This window comes from Nocardioides sp. (genome assembly GCF_036401255.1).
In the GTDB taxonomy this organism is placed as follows: Bacteria; Actinomycetota; Actinomycetes; order Propionibacteriales; family Nocardioidaceae; genus Nocardioides.
This window is the reverse complement of sequence record NZ_DASWVI010000374.1, coordinates 1-15,315: the sequence shown is the minus strand read 5'-3', so window position 1 is coordinate 15,315 and position 15,315 is coordinate 1. Positions and strand designations below refer to the sequence as shown.

Here is a 15,315-nt window from a genome sequence, read left to right as displayed (position 1 = left end):
GGGAAACTGGCGCCGAATCGGCGCTCATCCAGCTCCGCTTCGCTCCGCTAGATGTCCCGGAACGTCTCGATGGTGGCGCCGAGGTGGTTGAGGCGCTCGGCGAGGTCCTCGTAGCCCCGGTGGATGACGTACGTCGAGCGCAGCACCGACGTGCCCTTGGAAGCGAGCATCGCCAGCAGGATCACCACGGCCGGCCGCAGCGCCGGCGGGCAGACCAGCTCGGTGCCGGTGAAGCTCGTCGGGCCCTCGATCATCACCCGGTGGGGGTCGAGCAGCTTGACCTTCGCGCCGAGCTTGTTGAGGTCGGTGAGGTAGATGGCCCGGTTCTCGTAGACCCAGTCGTGCAGCAGCGTCTGGCCCTGGGCGACCGCCGCGATCACCGCGAAGAACGGCAGGTTGTCGATGTTCAGGCCCGGGAACGGCATCGGGTGGATCTTGTCCAGCGGAGCGTGCAGCTCCGAGGGGTGGGTGGTGATGTCGACCAGCCGGGTGTGGCCGTTGAGCGCGACGTACTCCTCGGAGCGGTCGTAGCGGAAGCCCATCTCCTCCAGCAGCGCGAGCTCGATCTCGAGGAACTCGATCGGCACCCGCCGGATCGTGATCGACGACTTCGTGACGATCGCCGCCGCGAGCAGCGACATCGCCTCGATCGGGTCCTCGCTCGGCGCGTAGTCGACGTCCACGTCGATGTCCGTCAGGCCGGTCACCGAGAGCGTGGTGGTGCCGATCCCCTCGATCCGCACGCCGAGACGCTCGAGGTAGAAGCACAGGTCCTGGACCATGTAGTTCGACGAGGCGTTGCGGATCACGGTCGTGCCCGGGTGCAGCGCGGCCGCCATCAGCGCGTTCTCGGTGACGGTGTCGCCGCGCTCGGTGAGCACAATCGGGCGACCGGGCTCGACCGCGCGGTTGACCGCGGCGTGGTAGTGACCCTCGGTGGCCTTGATCTCCAGGCCGAAGGGGCGCAGCGCCGCCATGTGCGGCTCCACGGTGCGGGTGCCGAGGTCGCAGCCTCCGGCGTAGGGCAGCTGGAAGACGTCGGCGCGGTGCAGCAGCGGGCCGAGGAACATGATGATCGAGCGCGTCCGACGCGCGGACTCGGCGTCGATGTGGTCGAGGTCCAGCGTGCGCGGCGGGACGATCTCGAGGTCGTTGTCGTCGTTGAGCCAGCGGCACTGGACGCCGAGGCTGGTGAGCACCTCGAGCAGCCGGTTGACCTCCTCGATCCGGGCGACCTTGCGCAGCGTCGTCCGGCCCCGGTTGAGCAGCGTGGCGCACAGCAGCGCGACGCCGGCGTTCTTGGAGGTCTTGACGTCGATCTCGCCCGACAGCGTGGTCGGGCCGCTCACCCGCAGGTGGGTGGGTCCGGCGCCGAGCGCCACGATCTCGGAGTCGAGCGCCGCGCCGATCCGCGCGAGCATCTCCAAGGAGAGGTTCTGGTGACCCTTCTCGATCCGGTTGATCGCGCTCTGGCTGGTGCCGAGCAGGTCCGCGAGCTGGTGCTGGGTCAGGCCACGGTGCTTGCGGGCATCACGAATGAGGTTCCCGATGCGGTTCTTGTATCCCTCGCTCATGCCAGCCACGGTAACTCACATATGAGATAAGACCGCAAACCGCCACCCGGGGTGTCGTCGGACCCGCACCGGCAGGCTGACAGGATGCCTGCATGCGTGCAACCACCATCCACGGCACCCGCGACATCCGCCTCGCCGAGGTCCCCGATCCGACGATCAGCGCGCCGACCGACGCGATCGTGCGCGTCGTCGCCGGCTGCATCTGCGGCTCGGACCTGTGGCCCTACCGCGGCGAGAACGACATCACCCCGGGCGACACCATCGGCCACGAGTGCGTCGGGGTCGTGGAGGAGGTCGGCGCCGAGGTCCGCGACGTCCGACCCGGCGACTTCGTCATCGTCCCGTTCGACCACTGCGACAACACCTGCCCGCACTGCCTGGCCGGTGCCCAGTCGGCCTGCGTCAACCTGGGCTTCACCACCAGCGGTCAGGCCGAGTACGCCCGGGTCACCCAGGCCGACGGCAGCCTGGTGAAGACCGAGGGCATGCCCGACGCCGGCCTGGTGCCGTCGCTGCTCACGCTCTCCGACGTGATGCCCACCGGGTGGCACGCCGCGGTCTCCGCGGGCGTGCGCGAAGGGGGTACGGCGGTGGTGGTCGGTGACGGCGCGGTCGGGCTGTGCGGCGTGCTGGCCGCGTCGGTGCTGGGCGCCGAGACCATCGTGGCGATGTCGCGCCACGAGCCCCGTCAGGAGCTGGCCCGGCGCTTCGGCGCGACCCACGTGGTGGCCGAGCGCGGCAAGGAGGGTACCGCGGCGGTCATGGAGCTCACCGGGGGAGTGGGGGCCGACGCCGTGCTCGAGTGCGTGGGCACCGACGACGCGATCAAGACGGCGTTCTCGATCGCCCGGCCGGGCTCCACGGTCGGCTTCGTCGGCGTGCCGCACGGGGTCGAGCTGCCGGTCCGACGGATGTTCCAGCGCAACGTCGGCCTCGCCGGCGGGATGGCACCGACCCGCCGCTACCTGCCCGAGCTGCTCGACCACGTCCTCGCCGGGCGCATCGAGCCCGGCCTCGTCTTCGACTCGACGCTGCCGCTCGACGACGTCGCCGAGGGCTACCGGGCCATGGACGAGCGGCGGGCGATCAAGGTGCTGCTCGAACCGTGAGTCCGCGCCGACGGGCGGTCAGCGCGGTGATTCGAGGCTCAGTCGCGCTGCGAGCCCGCGGCCAGGAGGCCGGTGGCGAGCAGCAGCACGATGCCGGCCGCCAGCTCGGTGACGAGCACCGCGTGGGAGCTGTCGCGGAACACCCCGAGCATGACCAAGAGCACGCCGCTGAGGCCGATCACGCCGATCGCCGGCCGGGCCGGGAACGAGGTCCGCAGCACCATCGCGGCCAGCAGCACGACCGTCCCGACGATGCTGCCGACGTACCCGGCCCACATGCCGTCGTAGTCGGTCGGGTAGACCAGCCAGGTCGCCAGCAGCAGCCCGACGCCGCCGCTGAGCGCCAGCAGCCAGCCCAGCGGCGCGACGACGGGAACGGGCTCCGCCGCGGTGGGCTCCAGGCCGGGCTCGGTGGCCGCGGGGTGGGTCGGGACGTGAGAGGTGCGCTGCACAGGGGTCGCCATGGGCGACAGCGTATTAGGTTCGGTCCCATGTCCGATCTGGTGCTCGGCCCCTTGCTGCGCTACGTCGATGCCACGTCCGCCACCGTGTGGGTCGAGACGGCCCACGCGGGCGTCGTGACCGTCACCGCCGGCGACGAGCACGCGTCGGCACGGACCTTCGGCGCGCACGGGCACCACTATGCGCTCATCGAGTTGACCGGGCTCGAGCCCGGATCCAAGACGCCCTATCAGGTCGACGTCGACGGCGAGCGGGTCTGGCCCTCCACGGATCCGGAGTTCGCCGACTTCCCGCCCTCGGTGATCCCGACGCTGCTGCCCGGCAAGCCGCTGCGGATGGCGTTCGGCTCGTGCCGGGTCAGCGTCCCCCACGACGAGCAGGGCGTCGCCGACTTCGGCGTGGACGCGCTGCGGGCCTACGCCCTGTTCATGGCGGGCATCACCACCGCCGAGTCCCCGGAGGACAACGAGCGCTGGCCGGACCTCGTGCTGTTCCTGGGCGACCAGGTCTACGCCGACGAGACCAGCGACGCGATGCGCGAGTTCATCGAGCGGCGCCGCGATCCCGACCAGCCGCCGTGGTACGAGCTGAAGGACTACGAGGAGTACGCCCACCTCTACGCGCTGGCGTGGCGCGATCCGGCCAACCGGTGGCTGCTCTCGACGCTGCCGAGCGCGATGATCTTCGACGACCACGACATCCGCGACGACTGGAACACCAGCTGGTCCTGGCGCCAGGCCATGGAGGCCACCTCGTGGTGGCACGACCGCGTCGTGGGCGGCCTGGCGTCGTACTGGATCTACCAGCACCTCGGCAACCTCGGTCCCGACGAACGACGCGCCGACGAGCTGTGGAAGCGGATCGCGGCGTACGACGGCGGCTCCGACGGCCGGCAGGAGCTGGACGTCACCGACGCGCTCGACGCGCTCGCCGACCGCGCCGACCAGCACCCGGAGACCTATCGGTGGAGCTACGCCCGCGACTTCGACACCCAGGCCCGGCTCGTGGTCGTCGACTCCCGGGCCGCGAGGGTGCTCGAGCCCGAGCGCCGCTCGATGCTCGACGACGGTGAGCTGATGTGGCTCGACGCGCAGCTGCACGGCGACGTCGACCACCTGCTGGTCGGCACCTCCCTGCCGTTCCTGCTCTCGCCCGGGCTGCACCACATCGAGTCGTTCAGCGAGGCGATCGCGGAGGGTGCGTGGGGCCGTCCCGGCAAGTGGCTGGGGGAGAACGCCCGCTCCGCCGCCGACCTCGAGCACTGGGCGGCGTTCCAGCAGGGGTTCCGCGACGTGGCCCGGCTCGTGCTCGACGTCGCCGCCGGCCGCCGGGGCCGAGCACCACGGACGATCACGTTCCTCTCCGGGGACGTCCACCACAGCTATGTCGCCGAGGCGCAACCGCGTGGCGGCGTCGTCGCGAGCCGCATCGTGCAGGCGGTGTGCTCGCCGATCCGCAACCCGCTGCCCGCGGTGATGCGCGGGTTCATGCGGGTGGTGTCGAAGCGCCCGTCCGGGCGGGCGGGGCGGTTGCTGTCCCTGGCAGGCCGGGTGCCGCTGGAGCCGGTCCGCTGGGGCGTCACCCAGGGCCCCTGGTACGACAACAACCTCGCGATCCTCCAGCTGGACCCGGCCGGGCTCCGGATGTGGTGGGTGGCCGGCGAGGTCACCGGGCGCCCGGACCTCCCGGTGCTGCGCCGGGTCGCCACCGTGGATCCGGTCGGCTGAGACCTCTGTCCGTGGGCGGTCCTACGGTGTGCCCATGGTGAAGCACCTGGACGAGGACCTCGCGGGCTCCCGGTTCGAGAACGTCGACCTCAGCGGGTCACGGTTCCACAACGTCGACCTGAGCCGGGCGGTGATCCGCGGCGCGCTGCTGACCGACGTCGACGTCGACGGAGACATCGACGGGCTGCGGATCAACGGCGTGGAGGTGGCGCCGCTCGTCGAGGCCGAGCTCGACCGCCGCCATCCCCAGCGCCCGAAGATGCGCCCGACCGACGCCGAGGGGTTCCGGGAGGCCTGGGCGATCCTGGAGCAGCTCTGCGCGATGACGGTGGATCGGGCCCGGCGGCTGCCGCCGGAGCTGTTGCACGAGCGGGTGGACGGGGAGTGGTCGTTCATCGAGACCCTCCGCCATCTGGTCATGGCCACCGACGCCTGGGTGGGCCGGGCGGTCCTGGGCGATCCCGAGCCCTACCACCCCCTCGCGCTGCCCCACACCGAGATGGGTGACGTGCCCGGCGTACCCCACGACGCGGCGGCGCGGCCGACCCTGGACGAGGTGCTGGCCGTGCGGGCGGACCGGGTGGCCACCGTGCGCGAGGTGCTCGCCGGCCTCACCGACGAACGGCTCGCGGGGGACACGGTCGCGGTCGACGCCCCCGGCTATCCGCCGCCGCAGGCCTACCCCGTACGCCGCTGCCTGCGTGCGGTCGTCAACGAGGAGTGGCTGCACCGGCTCTACGCCGAGCGGGACCTCGACGTCCTCGAGCGGCGGGGCGGGTGAGCGCTCAGGCCACCGCCTGCGGCTGGCAGTCGCAGCCGTCGCACGCCAGGTAGACGTGGATCGCGTGTCCGCACAACGGGCACGGCCGGTCGTGCGACAGGTGCTCGCTGCTCGTCTCGACGGTGTCCCACATGATGTTCCCTCCCACATCGCTTCCGCGGCCCGATCTGCTGTCCAGGAGGCTGGTCGGTGCCGCTGGATACGGAGTCCATCGGCAGGTCGCGCGCGGACTGAACAGGTTCGCGCCGATGTGGCACGATCGCGCAGGTGACGAGCCGACCCACGGGCGCGCCCGACCTCGGTGACCTCGCCCGGCTGCGGCGGGTCCGCGACCGGATCGACCGGGAGTACGCCCAGCCGCTGGACGTCGAGGCGCTCGCCCGCGGCGCGCACATGTCGGCCGGGCACCTCAGCCGCCAGTTCAAGCTCGCGTACGGCGAGTCACCGTACGGCTACCTGATGACGCGTCGCATCGAGCGCGCGATGATGCTGCTGCGCCGGGGCGACCTCAGCGTCACCGAGGTCTGCTTCGCCGTCGGCTGCTCCTCGCTCGGCACGTTCAGCACCCGGTTCGCCGAGCTGGTCGGGATGCCGCCGAGCGTCTACCGCCGGGAGGCGGCCCGCGCGACGGAGGGTCTGCCGTCGTGCGTGGCGAAGCAGGTCACCAGACCGATCAGGAATCGAGAAGCGCCCCCGGCCGGATCGCCCCTAGCGTGAGCGCCATGGACATCACCATTCACACCACCGCTCTCCCGCACGTCGACCCCGAGGCCTCGCTGAGGTTCTACCGCGACGTCTTGGGCTTCGAGGTCCGCAGCGACGTGGGGGAGGGGACCATGCGTTGGATCACGGTCGGCCCGGCCGGTCAGCCGGACACCTGCATCCTGCTCGCGCCCCCGACCGCCGACCCGGGCATCACCGAGGACGAGCGCCGGATGATCGGCGAGATGATGGCCAAGGGCACCTACGGCTGGATCCTGCTGGCCACCAAGGACCTCGACGCCACCTTCGACCAGGTCCAGGCCACCGACGCCGAGGTCGTCCAGGAGCCGATGCAGCAGCCCTACGGCGTACGCGACTGCGCCTTCCGCGACCCCGCGGGCAACATGGTCCGGATCCAGGAGGTGCACTGACCGGTGGTTCAGCCGTCCATCGCCGACAACCACGACCTGATCCGCGTCCACGGAGCCCGGGTCAACAACCTCAAGGACGTCGACGTCGAGATCCCCAAGCGGCGGCTGACCGTGTTCACCGGCGTGTCCGGGTCGGGGAAGAGCTCTCTGGTGTTCGGCACCATCGCCGCCGAGTCGCGCCGGCTGATCGACGAGACGTACTCCACGTTCGTGCAGGGCTTCATGCCCAGTCTGCCCCGCCCGGACGTCGACGCGCTCGAGGGCCTGACCACCGCGATCCTCGTCGACCAGGAGCGCCTCGGCGCCAACCCGCGCTCGACGCTCGGCACGGTCACCGACGCCAATGCGATGCTGCGCTCGCTGTTCAGTCGTCTCGGAGAGCCCTACATCGGCGGGCCGACGGCGTTCTCGTTCAACATCCCGACCACGCGAGCGAGCGGGGTGATGACCGGCCCCAAGGGCGAGCGCAAGATCGTCCAGGACGCCGTCTACCTCGGCGGCATGTGCGCCGAGTGCGAGGGGCGCGGGACCGTCTCCGACATCGACCTGTCGGTGATCATCGATGAGTCGAAGTCGCTGGTCGAGGGCGCGATCCTGGTGCCCGGTTACACCGCGGACGGCTGGCTGGTGGCGACCTTCATCGAGTCCGGGTTCGTCGACCCGGCGAAGCCGATCAAGGAGTACTCCGAGAAGGAACGCCACGACCTGCTCTACAAGCAGACGACGAAGATCAAGGCGAAGGGCATCAACGTCAGCTACGACGGGCTGATCCCGAAGATCCGCAAGTCGATGTTCAGCAAGGACGTCGACTCGCTGCAGCCGCACATCCGCGCATTCGTCGAGCGCGCCGCGGTCTTCAAGACCTGCCCGGCCTGCGACGGCACGCGGCTCAACGAGTCGGCTCGGTCCTCGAAGATCAAGGGCGTCAGCATCGCCGACGTGTGCGCCATGCAGGTCACGGATGCGGCGGCCTGGGTGCGCGCCATCGACGACGCGGGCGTGGCGCCGTTGGTGGAGGGCCTGCGGCACCTCTTCGACTCCTTCGTCGAGATCGGCCTCGGCTACCTGTCCCTGGACCGCCCCTCGGGCACGCTGTCCGGTGGCGAGGCGCAGCGCACCAAGATGGTCCGGGCGCTCGGGTCTGCGCTCACCGACGTCACGTACGTCTTCGACGAGCCGACGGTCGGGTTGCACCCCCACGACATCGAGCGGATGAACAAGCTGCTCCTCGACCTGCGCGACAAGGGCAACACCGTGCTCGTCGTCGAGCACAAGCCGGAGACGATCGCGATCGCCGACCACGTCGTCGACCTCGGTCCCGGGGCGGGCACCGGGGGAGGGACGGTCTGCTTCGAGGGCACGGTCGCGGGCCTGACGGCGTCCGACACGTTGACCGGGCGGCACCTGGGCCACCGCGCGAAGCTCAAGGACGGCGTGCGCGCGCCGTCCGGTGAGCTGGCGATCCGCGGGGCCACCGAGCACAACCTGCGCGACGTCGACGTCGACGTCCCGCTCGGCGTGCTGTGCGTGGTCACCGGCGTCGCGGGATCGGGCAAGTCGTCGCTGATCCACGGCTCGATCCCCGCGGAGGAGGGCGTCGTCTACGTCGACCAGTCCGCGATCAAGGGGTCCCGACGCTCCAACCCGGCGACGTACACCGGTCTGCTCGAGCCGATCCGCAAGGCGTTCGCGAAGGCCAACGGCGTCAAGCCCGCGCTGTTCTCCGCGAACTCCGAGGGGGCCTGCCCGACCTGCAAGGGCAACGGGATGATCTACACCGAGCTCGGCTTCATGGAGACCGTCGCGACGCCGTGTGAGGACTGCGGCGGCCGGCGGTTCCAGGCGGCGGTGCTCGAGCTGCGGTTCGGCGGCCTGAACATCGCGGAGGTGCTCGAGATGCCGGTCGCCGAGGCGCACGCGTTCTTCGCCTCCGGCGAGGCGCGGACGCCGGCGGCCGCCTCGATCCTGGAGCGTCTCGAGGACGTCGGCCTCGGCTACCTCACGCTCGGCCAGCCGCTCACCACCCTCTCCGGAGGCGAGCGACAGCGGCTCAAGCTGGCGATGCGCATGGGGGAGAAGGGCGGGGTCTACGTGCTCGACGAGCCGACCAGCGGCCTCCACCTCGCGGATGTCGACCACCTGCTCGCGCTGCTCGACCGCCTCGTCGACTCCGGCAAGTCGGTGATCGTCATCGAGCACCACCAGGCGGTGATGGCGCACGCCGACTGGATCATCGACCTCGGCCCCGGCGCCGGCCACGACGGCGGCCGGGTGGTCTTCGAGGGCACGCCGGCGGACCTGGTCTCAAGCGGATCCACGCTCACCGGCCAGCACCTCGCGGCGTACGTGGGCGCATGACAGCGGTGTAGTCACTGACGGAAATGTCCTCTCGGCCGCCGCCCGGAGAGCATCTTCGTCAGGGACCATCGATCCGACGCGCATCCAGACGTTGCACGCGGCGGGGTCCGGCGGTGAGGCGGTACGACGTCTCGACGAGCTCGGCCACCTCGTCCCAGTCGGGGTCGCCCTCGAGGTGGAGGCCGATCCAGCCGGAGACGCCCAGGTACATCGGGACGTAACAGCGCGGCGACTCGACCAGTGCCGGCAGCTCGACGGGATCAGCGAGGACGAGCACCGACGACCGGTGCCGGGCATGGCCGTCGGCGACCTTCTCGCTGCCGCCGTAGTACGCGAACACCTTGCCCGTGTAGAACGCCAGGCTGCCGTGCGACTCCTTCTCCGCGGCGTCCGGCAGCGCCAGCGCGATCTCGCGGAGCCGCTCCAGCGCCGGGCCCTCGTCGTACGTCGGGGGGTGCGGCACGCGCACCACGCTAACCGGGCCAGGGCGCAGATCCGGCGAATGTACGCTTGCAGTTACGTACCCAAACGGTTACATTCATGCCATGGACGCCGTGTTGCACGCGCTGGCCGACGAGAGCCGGCGCACGGTTCTCGCGATCCTCCGCGACCACCCGGCGAGTGCGGGGGAGCTGGCCGAGGCCCTCCCGATCGCCCGTCCGGGCGTGTCCCGGCACCTCCGTGTACTGCGCGAGGCCGGCCTGGTCGACGTGCGCCAGGAGGCGCAGCGCCGGATCTACACCCTCCGCCCGGAGGCGCTCGTCGAGGTCGACGAGTGGCTGGGGGAGTACCGCCGGCTCTGGGAGCACCGGCTCGACGCCCTCCACACCGAGATCGCACGAGGAAAGAAGGCACGACGATGACCACGATCGCCACGATGCGCGCGCTCGACGACACCCGCGGTGCCGTCCGGGCCGAGGACCTCTACGACACCGACATCGACGACCTCTGGCAGGCGTGCACGACGCCCGAGCGGCTGGCGCGCTGGCTAGCCCGGGTCGACGGCGACCTGCGGGTCGGCGGCACGGTCCAGGCCGTCTTCACGAGCACCTGGACGGGCGCGCTGCGCATCGAGGTCTGCGACGCCCCGCACCACCTGCTGCTGACGACGGAGCCGGACACCGACGACGAGGGTCAGATCGAGGCGTGGCTGGCCGAGGAGGGCTCGCGGACCCGGCTGGTGGTCGAGGAGCGCGGCCTGCCGGTGCGGACGCTTCCGTTCCACGCCTCCGGGTGGCGGGTCCACCTCGAGGATCTCGGTCGGTCGCTCGAGATCGGCGGCCCGGTCCATCCGCAGGGATGGGGCTCCGACGCCGGAGCACCCGGCTGGAAGGAGCGCTGGGAGGTCCTCACGCCCACCTACCAGCAGATGGAGATCGGCTGATGTCGGACCTGATCAGGCTCAGCGGGACGACGGTCAATGCGCCCGACGCGATCGCGCTCGCGCGGTTCTACGCCGAGATCACCGGCGGGGTCGCGACCGGCAGCGAGCGCTGGGCGCTCGTGACCGGGCCGAACGGCGACATCGGGTTCCAGCAGGTCGCCGAACACCGGCCGCCCACCTGGCCGGAGGGCGAGGTGGGGATGCAGTTGCACCTCGAGTTCTTCGCCGATGACCTGGAGACGACCGGGGCACGGGTGCTGGCGGCTGGCGCCACCCGCTTCGAGCACCAGCCCAACGCCGACCACTGCATCGTGTACGCCGACCCCGCGGGGCACCCGTTCTGCCTCTCGATGTGGGACCTGCCGCAGGTGGGCAGCTGACACCGGCCCGCGCAGTTTCCAATCCCGGGCCAGGCGTGAACAGTTCGCCGATAACTGACATTATGTCAGGTCGACGACTCGAACCTTCCCGAGATCATCGACGCAGCGCCTCGGTCCCCCCGCGCCACCGCGCGTTCGCTCCATCCGTCACTGAGAGGATCGCGCCATGCCCGATCTCCTCAGCACGCAGGACCTGGAGCCGCTGCGCCGCGCGACCGACTGTGCGGTCGTCGCGGCGAGCACCGCCGATCACAAGAGCCGGGTCGTGGCTCTCGGGACGTGTGAGAGCCGCACCGCCTTCCGCATCGCCTCGCTCACCAAGCCGTTCACCGCGGCCACGGTCGTGCTCGCGTGCCTGCGCACCGGGACCTCGCTCGAGACGCCCGTGGTCGAGGTGCTCCCCCAGCTCCGGCGCGACTGGGCGGCCAGCCGCAGTCTGACGATCGCCCAGACGCTCGCTCAGACGTCCGGCCTGGCATCCACGGTCACCGCCTCCGATGTCGCCGCTCTCGGTGACGACGACCACAGCCTCCTGGAGGCCGCTCGGCTGGTCGTCCGGGCCGGCAGCACTCGCCCGCCGGGCGAGGTCTGGGAGTACTACAACGGCAACTACTTCCTGGCCGGATCTGTCGCCGCAACCCTCTTGTCCACGACCTACGAGGAAGCCCTCGGCGAGCTGGTCCTGCGGCCGTGGGGGCTCAGCGACACCACCTTCGTGCCACCGAGCGACCTCGCCGTCGGCATCGACGGGGGCTCCCCCGTCCCGCCTTCGGCCTACCCACGCGGGCGCCGACCCAGCGGCGGACTGTGCTCGACGGCTCCCGACCTGCTCCACTTCGGCCGCCGGATCCTCGACGACCCGGACCTGCTCGCGGCTATCCGGGACGTGCGAACACGACGTGACGACCCGATGCGGTACGGGCTCGGCTGGGCCATCGGAGCCTCCGGACAGATGTACCTCAACGGAAGGCTCCCGGGCTACCGGACCGTTCTCATGCTGCTTCCCGACCACGGTCTCGTCGCCACCGGCCTGGCCGCCACCTCGAACGCCCTGCCGACACTCGCTCGAGCCGTCAGCGATCTCCAGATCCCGCTGACCGGTGACGACCTCACCGATGCGATCGACGGCTTCGCCGCGTGATCCACCGCGAGGTCGCGCCCCCGTCCCGCTGGGCAGGCGGAGCCTACGGGTCGTTCAGCTCCAGCACCTGGCGACGCTCCTCCACCGTCAGGTCCGACACCGCGAGGATCTTCTGCAGCACCGCAGACTTCCCGGCGATGTAGGTGTCGATGTCCATACCAGGGACTGCGGCGAGGGCGAGCTTCACGGCGGCGTACTCGTCGCGGAGATCGGCTCGCGAGCGCAGCACGTCGCGTACGGCGAGATGATTACGGACGTTGAGCGTCCCGGCTCGAAGGACTGCAGGAACAGGATCCGGTCGAAGGTGCGCCCGGGGAGTTCAGGCATCGAGTCCAGCTCGTTCAGGTCGCCACGGACGAGCTCCACGCCGCTCGGCGCCGACTCGACGAAGTTGCCGCTGACATCGACACCCACGCCGCTGGCACCGCGCCCCGCCAGCTCAGCGAGCTTGGCTCCGTTGCCGCACCCGAGATCGAGCACCGAGAGCCCGGCGACGTCGCCCAGGAGATCCCGACGCGCATCGTCCTAGGGTGTGTCGATGCTCCCCGCCCCGACGGCAAGACTCCGGTTCCGCGAGATGGCCGAGGCGGACCTGCCCGACATCGCGACGCTCGACCTCGGTGGCTCCCGTGGTCCCGCCGGCTGGATCGACTGGAACGTACGCAACTACGAGCGGTACGGCTTCGGGCTCTGGGTGATCGAGACGCACGCCGGCACCTTCGTGGGCGACTGCGGCCTGACCATGCAGGAGGTGGAGGGTGAGTGGTTCGTCGAGGCGGGGTGGCACGTCAGGTCGCACCTCCGACGCCAGGGACACGCCTCCGAGGCGGCCGCTGCGGTCCGGACCGCGGCAGAAGCCGCGGGGATCGCGCACCTGATCGCGATCATCCGGCCGGACAACATCGCCTCGCAGCGCGTCGCCAGGAACATCGGTCTCGAGCTGGAACGCACCACGCACAAGAACGGCGGTCCAGCGCTCGTCTTCGCGGCCGACCTGTAGCAGATGCCAGCTCTCGCCGAGCCGCAGAAGCGTCAGTGAGCCGGAGAACGCAGCGCCGGGAGGACGTGGTCGCGCAGCAACGGCGCGAGGTCCGCGTCGGTCGCCTCTATCGACGACCAGCGCAGCTCGGCGATCTCGCCGGTGGCCTCCGGCTCGCCGACGAGCGTCGCCCGGAACACCGTCGAGGCGACGGTCCGGTCCGGTTCGTTGGCGGCCTGTGCCGTGAACTCGCCCAGCAGCTCCAGGTCGCTCACCGCCAGCCCGACCTCCTCGGCGACCTCGCGACGAGCCGCCTGAGCCGGCGACTCCCCCGGCTCGAGCTTGCCGCCCGGGAGCATGAACATCCCGGTGCCGCGCTTGCGCACGGTGAGGACCGACCCGGCACGCGTGAACGCGACCGCGGCGACGACGATCGGCTGCATGGCGGCCATCCTGGCAGGCCGTCCGGACAGGCGCCCCTGCGAGCCCCTCCTGGGACACTGGTCACCGACAGCGCACCAGGCGCTTGACCTTCGAGCCGCTCGAGACCCCAGGCTGCCGCGCATGGACCAACCACTGCTCACCATCGGCGCCTTCGCGCGCGCCGTCGGACTGGCGCCCAGCGCGCTGCGCTACTACGACGAGTGCGGCCTGCTCCACCCCGCCGAGGTCGACGAGACGACGGGCTACCGGTACTACACCCCGGACCTGGCCCGGCGGGCGCAGCTCGTGGCGCAGATGCGCGATGCCGGTGTGTCGATCGAGGTGATGCGGGCCGCGCTCGACGGGACCCCTGAGGACCGGCGCCGCGTGCTCCGCGAGGTGCTCGCCCAGCAGGAGGCGCTCGCCGCGCGCCGCGCCGCGGTGCTGGAGGAGCTCCTCGCCGAGGAGGTGCGCGAGCGTCCGGCGACCACGCTCACCGTCGACGGTCCCGAGCTGGCTGCTGCCGTCCGGCAGGTGCGCGCCGCCGCCGATGTCGACCCGGTCTCACCGCTGTCGGGCGTGCTGCTCGACGTGTACGCCGGGGCCCTCGACGTCGTCGCCACCAACCGCTACTGGATGGCCGTGCGGACCCTGGCCTGTTCCCCCGCCGACGACGTCCGCGTCGTCGTCTCCCTGCCGGACGCCGCGGGTCTCTGCGACCTGCTCGCCCACCACGACCGCGCGACCCTGGATCTCCGGATCGACCGCATCGAGGTCGCGGGCCAGCGCTGCCCCGTGCGCGACGTCGCCTACCCGGCCCACCGGATGCTGCTCGCCGGGCTCCCGCCAACGACCACCCGCGTGGTCCTGCCGCGCACCGAGCTCCTGGACGCGATCGCGACCACCGGCCGCGCCGAGGTCGACCTGGACGTCACGCCCGACGGGATCCGCATCGCTGACCGCGAGGTCGCCGGTGTCGTCGACGGGCCCGATGCCTCGCTGCGGCTCGGCTCCGCTCTCGCCCGGCGGGCGATCGAGTCGGCGCTGGGTCCCGAGATCGTGCTGCGGATCGGCGCCGAGACCTCCCCGGTGCGGGTCGCCTCGCCGTACCAACCCGGATACCTCGCGCTGCTGATGCCCATCGCCCGCACCGAGCTGTGAAGCCTGCCGCGAACCGCGGCTTCCGAGCCTGGGCGGCGAGCGCCGCGCTGTCGGCGCTCGGCGACGCGGTCACATTCTTCGCCCTGGTCTGGGTCGCCGCGAGCCACGGTCCCGGCGCCGCCAGCCTCGTCCTGACGGTCGGGTCCGTCCCGCTCGTCGTCCTGATCCTCGCCGGCGGGCTCGTGGCCGACCGCTGGGGCGTGCGCACGGTCATGTTCGCCTGCGACCTCGTCATGGCCGTGGTGATGGCGGCGTTCGCGATCGGCTCCCTGTGGGCGGTGCCGGTCTGGGCGTTGACGGTCGTCTCCTTCCTGAGCGGTACGGCGGCCGCGCTGCGCCGCCCGGGTGCGGGGGTCTTCCCCCGCCTGTTCGCCCGCGACCAGGAGCTGACCCGGCTGATGGCGGGTGTGACCCTCCTGCTCCAGCTCGCGAGCGTCACCGGTCCGGTCGTCGCGGGGGCGCTGCTGGCGGCTGCCGGCCTGACGCTCACCTCGGCCCTCGACGCGTTGAGCTTCGCGCTCGTCGGCGTCGTCCTCCTCCTGGTCCGACCGCCGCTCGCGCCGGACCGGCCGGCCTCGACGCCGGCCTGGAGATCCGAGCTGGGTCAGGGTCTGCGGGCGGCCCGGGCGACGCCCGGCGTCCCCGCCACGATCCTCGCGGTGTGCGGGCTGGCCGTCACGATCCTTCCCCTGGTGGAGCTGTG

The 15,315-nt window shown here is 71.3% G+C and carries 20 protein-coding genes; 13 read left to right on the top strand and 7 right to left on the bottom strand.

Going from position 1 to position 15,315, the window contains the following annotated elements:
• Nucleotides 1-47 precede the first annotated feature (47 nt).
• Nucleotides 48-1,574 carry a UDP-N-acetylglucosamine 1-carboxyvinyltransferase gene (locus tag VGD85_RS17435; protein WP_331064701.1) on the bottom strand — a complete coding sequence of 509 codons (1,527 nt, stop codon included), beginning with the start codon at nt 1,572-1,574 and terminating at the stop codon, nt 48-50.
• A gap of 92 nt (nt 1,575-1,666) precedes the next feature.
• Here VGD85_RS17435 and VGD85_RS17430 point away from each other — a divergent pair, with 92 nt between their 5' ends.
• On the top strand, nt 1,667-2,683 hold the full coding sequence (locus VGD85_RS17430; RefSeq protein ID WP_331064700.1) for a zinc-dependent alcohol dehydrogenase family protein: 1,017 nt from the start codon (nt 1,667-1,669) through the stop codon (nt 2,681-2,683).
• A 38-nt stretch (nt 2,684-2,721) separates the two neighbouring features.
• Here the strand turns inward: VGD85_RS17430 and VGD85_RS17425 are convergent, their stop codons facing one another.
• The gene (locus VGD85_RS17425) at nt 2,722-3,147 is read right to left on the bottom strand and encodes a hypothetical protein (RefSeq protein WP_331064699.1); all 426 of its coding nucleotides are present in this window, start codon (nt 3,145-3,147) and stop codon (nt 2,722-2,724) included.
• 27 nt (nt 3,148-3,174) lie between these two features.
• Between VGD85_RS17425 and VGD85_RS17420 the strand changes: the two genes are divergently transcribed.
• The gene (locus VGD85_RS17420; RefSeq protein ID WP_331064698.1) at nt 3,175-4,872 is read left to right on the top strand and encodes an alkaline phosphatase D family protein; all 1,698 of its coding nucleotides are present in this window, start codon (nt 3,175-3,177) and stop codon (nt 4,870-4,872) included.
• A gap of 34 nt (nt 4,873-4,906) precedes the next feature.
• Nucleotides 4,907-5,653 carry a DinB family protein gene (locus tag VGD85_RS17415; protein WP_331064697.1) on the top strand — a complete coding sequence of 249 codons (747 nt, stop codon included), beginning with the start codon at nt 4,907-4,909 and terminating at the stop codon, nt 5,651-5,653.
• A gap of 4 nt (nt 5,654-5,657) precedes the next feature.
• Here VGD85_RS17415 and VGD85_RS17410 read toward each other — a convergent pair whose 3' ends face one another.
• Nucleotides 5,658-5,786 carry a hypothetical protein gene (locus tag VGD85_RS17410; protein ID WP_331064696.1) on the bottom strand — a complete coding sequence of 43 codons (129 nt, stop codon included), beginning with the start codon at nt 5,784-5,786 and terminating at the stop codon, nt 5,658-5,660.
• 134 nt (nt 5,787-5,920) lie between these two features.
• Between VGD85_RS17410 and VGD85_RS17405 the strand changes: the two genes are divergently transcribed.
• The 3 genes from VGD85_RS17405 to VGD85_RS17395 are packed head-to-tail and all read left to right on the top strand — an operon-like array spanning nt 5,921 to nt 9,144.
• Entirely contained in the window at nt 5,921-6,370 is a 450-nt protein-coding gene (locus VGD85_RS17405; protein ID WP_331064695.1) for a helix-turn-helix transcriptional regulator, read from the top strand.
• Between the two features lie 5 nt (nt 6,371-6,375).
• Nucleotides 6,376-6,786: a VOC family protein gene (locus VGD85_RS17400; protein ID WP_331064694.1), complete on the top strand. Its 411-nt coding sequence runs from the start codon at nt 6,376-6,378 to the stop codon at nt 6,784-6,786.
• A gap of 3 nt (nt 6,787-6,789) precedes the next feature.
• The gene (locus VGD85_RS17395) at nt 6,790-9,144 is read left to right on the top strand and encodes an excinuclease ABC subunit UvrA (protein WP_331064693.1); all 2,355 of its coding nucleotides are present in this window, start codon (nt 6,790-6,792) and stop codon (nt 9,142-9,144) included.
• Nucleotides 9,145-9,202: 58 nt separating this feature from the next.
• On the opposite strand, the gene VGD85_RS17390 is transcribed toward VGD85_RS17395, so the two are convergent.
• A complete protein-coding gene (locus VGD85_RS17390; protein ID WP_331064692.1) occupies nt 9,203-9,607 on the bottom strand; it encodes an MmcQ/YjbR family DNA-binding protein in 405 nt (134 codons plus the stop codon).
• A gap of 82 nt (nt 9,608-9,689) precedes the next feature.
• Between VGD85_RS17390 and VGD85_RS17385 the strand changes: the two genes are divergently transcribed.
• The 4 genes from VGD85_RS17385 to VGD85_RS17370 all read left to right on the top strand — a co-directional run bounded on the left by VGD85_RS17385 (nt 9,690) and on the right by VGD85_RS17370 (nt 12,049).
• On the top strand, nt 9,690-10,007 hold the full coding sequence (locus VGD85_RS17385) for a metalloregulator ArsR/SmtB family transcription factor (RefSeq protein WP_331064691.1): 318 nt from the start codon (nt 9,690-9,692) through the stop codon (nt 10,005-10,007).
• A complete protein-coding gene (locus tag VGD85_RS17380; protein WP_331064690.1) occupies nt 10,004-10,528 on the top strand; it encodes an SRPBCC domain-containing protein in 525 nt (174 codons plus the stop codon). Before VGD85_RS17385 ends, VGD85_RS17380 begins: the two co-directional genes overlap by 4 nt.
• Nucleotides 10,528-10,908 carry a VOC family protein gene (locus VGD85_RS17375; RefSeq protein ID WP_331064689.1) on the top strand — a complete coding sequence of 127 codons (381 nt, stop codon included), beginning with the start codon at nt 10,528-10,530 and terminating at the stop codon, nt 10,906-10,908. Before VGD85_RS17380 ends, VGD85_RS17375 begins: the two co-directional genes overlap by 1 nt.
• Nucleotides 10,909-11,074: 166 nt before the next feature.
• A complete protein-coding gene (locus VGD85_RS17370) occupies nt 11,075-12,049 on the top strand; it encodes a serine hydrolase domain-containing protein (RefSeq protein WP_331064688.1) in 975 nt (324 codons plus the stop codon).
• 43 nt (nt 12,050-12,092) lie between these two features.
• Here the strand turns inward: VGD85_RS17370 and VGD85_RS17365 are convergent, their stop codons facing one another.
• Nucleotides 12,093-12,278 carry a GrpB family protein gene (locus VGD85_RS17365; protein ID WP_331064687.1) on the bottom strand — a complete coding sequence of 62 codons (186 nt, stop codon included), beginning with the start codon at nt 12,276-12,278 and terminating at the stop codon, nt 12,093-12,095.
• Entirely contained in the window at nt 12,233-12,529 is a 297-nt protein-coding gene (locus VGD85_RS17360) for a class I SAM-dependent methyltransferase (RefSeq protein WP_331064686.1), read from the bottom strand. Before VGD85_RS17360 ends, VGD85_RS17365 begins: the two co-directional genes overlap by 46 nt.
• Before the next feature lie 58 nt (nt 12,530-12,587).
• Here VGD85_RS17360 and VGD85_RS17355 point away from each other — a divergent pair, with 58 nt between their 5' ends.
• Nucleotides 12,588-13,049, top strand: a complete 462-nt coding sequence (locus VGD85_RS17355; protein ID WP_331064685.1) for a GNAT family N-acetyltransferase — start codon at nt 12,588-12,590, stop codon at nt 13,047-13,049.
• A gap of 32 nt (nt 13,050-13,081) precedes the next feature.
• On the opposite strand, the gene VGD85_RS17350 is transcribed toward VGD85_RS17355, so the two are convergent.
• Nucleotides 13,082-13,471, bottom strand: a complete 390-nt coding sequence (locus VGD85_RS17350; RefSeq protein WP_331064684.1) for an NUDIX domain-containing protein — start codon at nt 13,469-13,471, stop codon at nt 13,082-13,084.
• Nucleotides 13,472-13,592: 121 nt separating this feature from the next.
• Here VGD85_RS17350 and VGD85_RS17345 point away from each other — a divergent pair, with 121 nt between their 5' ends.
• Nucleotides 13,593-14,612 (top strand): MerR family transcriptional regulator, encoded by a 1,020-nt coding sequence (locus VGD85_RS17345; RefSeq protein ID WP_331064683.1) that lies wholly within the window; start codon nt 13,593-13,595, stop codon nt 14,610-14,612.
• Nucleotides 14,609-15,315, top strand: a 707-nt coding sequence (locus tag VGD85_RS17340; protein ID WP_331064682.1) for an MFS transporter, incomplete at its 3' end; no start/stop codon positions are given. The genes VGD85_RS17345 and VGD85_RS17340, both read left to right, overlap by 4 nt.